Origin of the sequence: Bartonella sp. AP36NXGY, assembly GCF_042195865.1 — a bacterium.
In the GTDB taxonomy this organism is placed as follows: Bacteria; Pseudomonadota; Alphaproteobacteria; order Rhizobiales; family Rhizobiaceae; genus Bartonella.
In genome coordinates this window covers 1-3,927 of the sequence record NZ_JBHIPD010000054.1, presented here as the reverse complement: position 1 = coordinate 3,927, position 3,927 = coordinate 1, and the positions used below count along the sequence as shown (strand labels likewise).

Annotated in this window: 4 protein-coding genes and 1 pseudogene; 4 read left to right on the top strand and 1 reads right to left on the bottom strand. The window is 37.3% G+C overall.

Features of this window, described 5'->3' with window-relative positions; all coding sequences use genetic code 11:
- From ACFINX_RS09485 to ACFINX_RS09470, 4 genes and pseudogenes are all read left to right on the top strand, one after another.
- Window positions 1-276 (top strand): annotated as a pseudogene (locus tag ACFINX_RS09485) (hypothetical protein); the annotation flags it as partial.
- Between the two features lie 323 nt (window positions 277-599).
- On the top strand, window positions 600-1,190 hold the full coding sequence (locus ACFINX_RS09480; RefSeq protein ID WP_375668743.1) for an antA/AntB antirepressor family protein: 591 nt from the start codon (window positions 600-602) through the stop codon (window positions 1,188-1,190).
- A gap of 563 nt (window positions 1,191-1,753) precedes the next feature.
- Window positions 1,754-2,506 carry a phage antirepressor KilAC domain-containing protein gene (locus ACFINX_RS09475; protein WP_375668742.1) on the top strand — a complete coding sequence of 251 codons (753 nt, stop codon included), beginning with the start codon at window positions 1,754-1,756 and terminating at the stop codon, window positions 2,504-2,506.
- Window positions 2,503-2,781, top strand: coding sequence for a hypothetical protein (locus ACFINX_RS09470; RefSeq protein WP_375613969.1), 279 nt, complete (start codon window positions 2,503-2,505; stop codon window positions 2,779-2,781). The genes ACFINX_RS09475 and ACFINX_RS09470 overlap by 4 nt, the downstream gene beginning before the upstream one ends.
- Before the next feature lie 64 nt (window positions 2,782-2,845).
- Here ACFINX_RS09470 and ACFINX_RS09465 read toward each other — a convergent pair whose 3' ends face one another.
- Window positions 2,846-3,892: a Fic family protein gene (locus ACFINX_RS09465; protein WP_375668741.1), complete on the bottom strand. Its 1,047-nt coding sequence runs from the start codon at window positions 3,890-3,892 to the stop codon at window positions 2,846-2,848.
- Between the last annotated feature and the right edge of the window lie 35 nt (window positions 3,893-3,927).

The window sequence follows — 3,927 nt, the reverse complement described above, 5'->3', positions numbered from 1 at the left end:
TACACACTGTTTGGAAAGAAAGAAATCTTACCCCATGGTTTTATCAAGGGAGGCAGTTTTCCAAAGCGTGTTGAATTGAAAATGGGAGGGAATGTGTTTCAAAGAGATGACGGAGATCAATTCCCCATTGCAAAACAAGAAGGACCCTCAATTGCTGGAGTTATGTCCAAGCCAAAAATTGCAAGTACTATTGTAAAAAAAGCCAATGAGAGATTAATTGCCAACATACAATACCAACTTGCTCGTCAAGAATATGCCGCCAATAAGAAAGGCTAGATCATGTTCTCAAGCTATGTTTGCTATACACTGAGATTTTCTTTCTTGACAAGATTCACGGAAAACGTATATCGTTAAATCAGGTGCCTAACAAACACCTTAAAACAACTAGCGGATTGGTTACCGAAATAACTAATTTTCCGCATATTAAAAGCTTTGACTCATTGTATGTTAGACGCATATAATGATTTCGTCGGGTGTGGTTATGCTATAAAATACCCTTTTGGGAAAAGCATAACGACGGGCTAGTTGCCGTGTTTGTTAGCACCCGGCACTCTTTTTTAGAGTGTCATTAACAAACCTCTAACAACTAGGAGTTCACTATGAACACTCTCATAGAAATTAAAGAACAAATCATTGGACAAGAAACTGTTCAAACTGTTAACGCACGCGAGTTGCATACGTTTTTAGAAGTTAATATACGCTTCAACGATTGGATTTCACGACGGATTGAAGAATATTCTTTTCAAAAAAATCAGGGCTTTGTGAGTTTTACTCAAAAAAGAGTAAAACCTAATACCTTTCAGGAAAATCAAGGCGTTGTGAGTTTTACTAAAAATTTAGTAAAACCTAAAGGCGGTCGTCCAAGTACAGAATACCACATCACTTTAGACATGGCGAAAGAGCTCTCAATGGTGGAACGTAATGAGAAAGGACGTCAAGCACGCCGTTACTTTATTGAGTGTGAAAAGAAACTAAAAAACCAAGCTGTTGATTATGATCGTGATACGCGCTTTGATTTGCCAAGTTATTGGGAAGGTATGAACGCTGGCGAAAAAGTTTTATATCTTTTAGGTCCTATTCATATGCGTCTTCTTGATGCCTTCAGAGTAGATGAAGAGAACAGAAAATACAAAGCTCTCATTAAGGAAGCAAAACAGGTTCTAGCAAAATCTGTTACGAAAGCCGCTTAAATTTAAAATATGATCTCATCTTCCCTGCTTGCAAAGTGGGGAGGATATTAATTCAAAGGAGATTATCGATAATGCTTCGCTTTTTCCAGAAAAAATACAATAAAATCAATGCAAAAGGTACTTCCCAGCGGGTTGGCTTCGTTGCGGGGCGGACGAGCGCAAACTATCGCTAGCGACAGAATTTTCAATTTGACTGTACATTGTACATTTAACTCATTGATAAATAATGATTTCAATATGTACACTGTACAGTATGTGAAACGTTTTCTTAGCAAAAAGTAATTTTTATTACTTGACAATTCTACAGTAATAGGTATCTTCGAATCAGGTGCCTGAAAACACCTTAAAACCATAAGCGGATGGATTGCCGATACAATCTTTTTCCGTACATTGAAGGCTTTGACTCATTATATGCGTATGGCGTATACTGGTCTTGTCGGGTGTGGTTATGCCATAAAATACCCTTTCGGGGGAAAGCATAACGACGGACTTATGGCCGTGTTTTCAGCGCCCGATACCTTTCTAAGGTGTCAATGAAAACATTTAACCATAAGGAGTTCACAATGAACACTCTTATTCCGATATCGGAACAAACTGTTGGACAGGAAATTGTTCAAACAGTAAATGCACGTAATCTGCACGCATTCTTAGAGGCAAAACGAGACTTTTCCAATTGGATTAAAGACCGTATTATCAAATACAATTTAGAAGAGGGAATAGATTATATTTTAACGCTCGCCAAAACTGGCGAACGTCAAAATGTAGTGTTAAAAGAATATTATCTTACACTAAATGTAGCAAAAGAGCTTTCTATGCTTGAGAACAATAAGAAAGGTAGAGAAGCTCGTTTATACTTTATCAAATGTGAACGGCTTTTGAAGCAAGTAGCAACACCACAGATAACTGCATCACAAGTTGACTATTCCAAACCGGAAGCATTGCTTGGTGTTTTGAATCATCTACAAAGCCAAATAGAACATAAAGATCATGTGATTGCAGAATTGACACCAAAAGCAAAAGCTTTGGATGGCTTAAAGCGCTCTGATGGTTTATTCGGTCTTATTGAAGCAGCAAAGATGTTGGAAGTAAGACCAAAGGATTTAACTGATTACTTGCGTAAACATGATTGGGTGTATCGACGGGCTCCAGGGGCGCCGCTGTTACCTTATCAGGATAAGATCAAGAAAGGATTCATGGACTGTCCTGCTATCACCATTCAAAGACCGGATGGTACAGAAAAGGTGCTCCCTTCAACAAAAATCACACCAAAAGGATTGGCATGTTTGAGAGAACAAATCCATGGAGGTGTACAATGAACACCAGTATCGACTTTTTATGTGATTTATGGATGGCTTTGTTTCAATTTTCTGATCGTGATGATGTCGAAGATAAGGCTTTTAATGCTCTCATTGAGACCATGGATGCAATAGAAAAAGCTTTGATTTTAAAACTTCAAGATGAATCACCAAATGCACTCAGAATTTTGGCAATGATTACAAATTTTGGAACCTTAAAACCTCCCCCGATTATGGAGCCTTTGTTAAAAGCTTACGAACCAAATTTGGAGAGCCCCATTAAAAAGGTTGCTTAATTAAAAAAATAGAACTCCCCTCCCCGTTCTCAACAATGGGGAGGTGGTTAAGAAGGTAATAAAATTAAGGTGCACTATACCAAGTTGATCGTCCACCACCATGACGTATCAAAAGACCTTTTTCAACTAATGATGTAAAAGTTACTTTAAGTGTATTAGCGCTTGCACCAACCTCACGCACCATATCGCGGGTTGTAACACGTCCGTGATTACGCACATAATCAAGAATATTAAGAGCCAATTCAGATAAGGAAAAAAGAGCATTTTTTTCACTCTCTATTTTTATTTCTAATTGGCGTTTTTGTTTTTGTAGAGCACGTAAAAAAAAGAGTATCCAAGGCTCCCAATTGGGTGTTTTAGTATAAATTGTTTTTTGAGTTTGATTTAAAGCTAAGTAATAGCTTTCTTTATTATTCTCAATAATGCTTTCAAGTGATGAATATGGTACATAAACATAACCTTTTTGTAACAAAAGAAGGGTGGTTAAGATACGGCTTAAACGTCCATTTCCATCTTGAAAAGGATGAATAGCTAAAAATGTTACATTAAAAATACCAATCGTAAGTAAAGGATGAAGATCCTTTAATTCATTGGTTTTATTGAACCAAGTAATAAGCTCTTGCATTCGGTATGGTGTATCAAATGGTGTAGCTGTTTCAAAAACAATGCCAACCATTTTCCCTTGAGAATTAAATGCTGCTACATCATTGCGTAAAGTCTTATATTCACCTCGATGTCGTTGATCTTTCTCACTATTACACAAAAGATCACGATGAAGTTGTTTAATATGATTTTCAGTAATAGAAATATCACTCCAAGATTGAAAGATTGTTTCCATAACCTTGGCATAACCGATAACTTCTTGTTCATCACGACTCTTGAAACGTTTAATTTCTAAATTTACCAAAAGCTGTTCGATTTCGCGGTCTGTTAACTTACTCCCTTCAATGCGTGTGGAAGATCCAATACTTTCAACAGTAGCAATATGACGAAGAGCGTTCAATCGCTCAGGTGCAAGAGTACCAAGGGCGCGCCATGCCCCTTTGAACTCATCAATTTCAGCAATGAGAGCCAACAATTCTTGTGTAATTTGGAGTGTATCTGTTTTCATACCGGAATATATACCGGATTATACCCGATTGTCAA

Excerpts from the sequence above, each read along its gene's own strand:
- ACFINX_RS09470 (WP_375613969.1), top strand. The coding sequence starts at position 2,503 with ATGAACACCAGTATCGACTTTTTATGTGATTTATGGATGGCTTTGTTT.
- ACFINX_RS09465 (WP_375668741.1), bottom strand. The coding sequence starts at position 3,892 with ATGAAAACAGATACACTCCAAATTACACAAGAATTGTTGGCTCTCATT.
- ACFINX_RS09475 (WP_375668742.1), top strand. The coding sequence starts at position 1,754 with ATGAACACTCTTATTCCGATATCGGAACAAACTGTTGGACAGGAAATT.
- ACFINX_RS09480 (WP_375668743.1), top strand. The coding sequence starts at position 600 with ATGAACACTCTCATAGAAATTAAAGAACAAATCATTGGACAAGAAACT.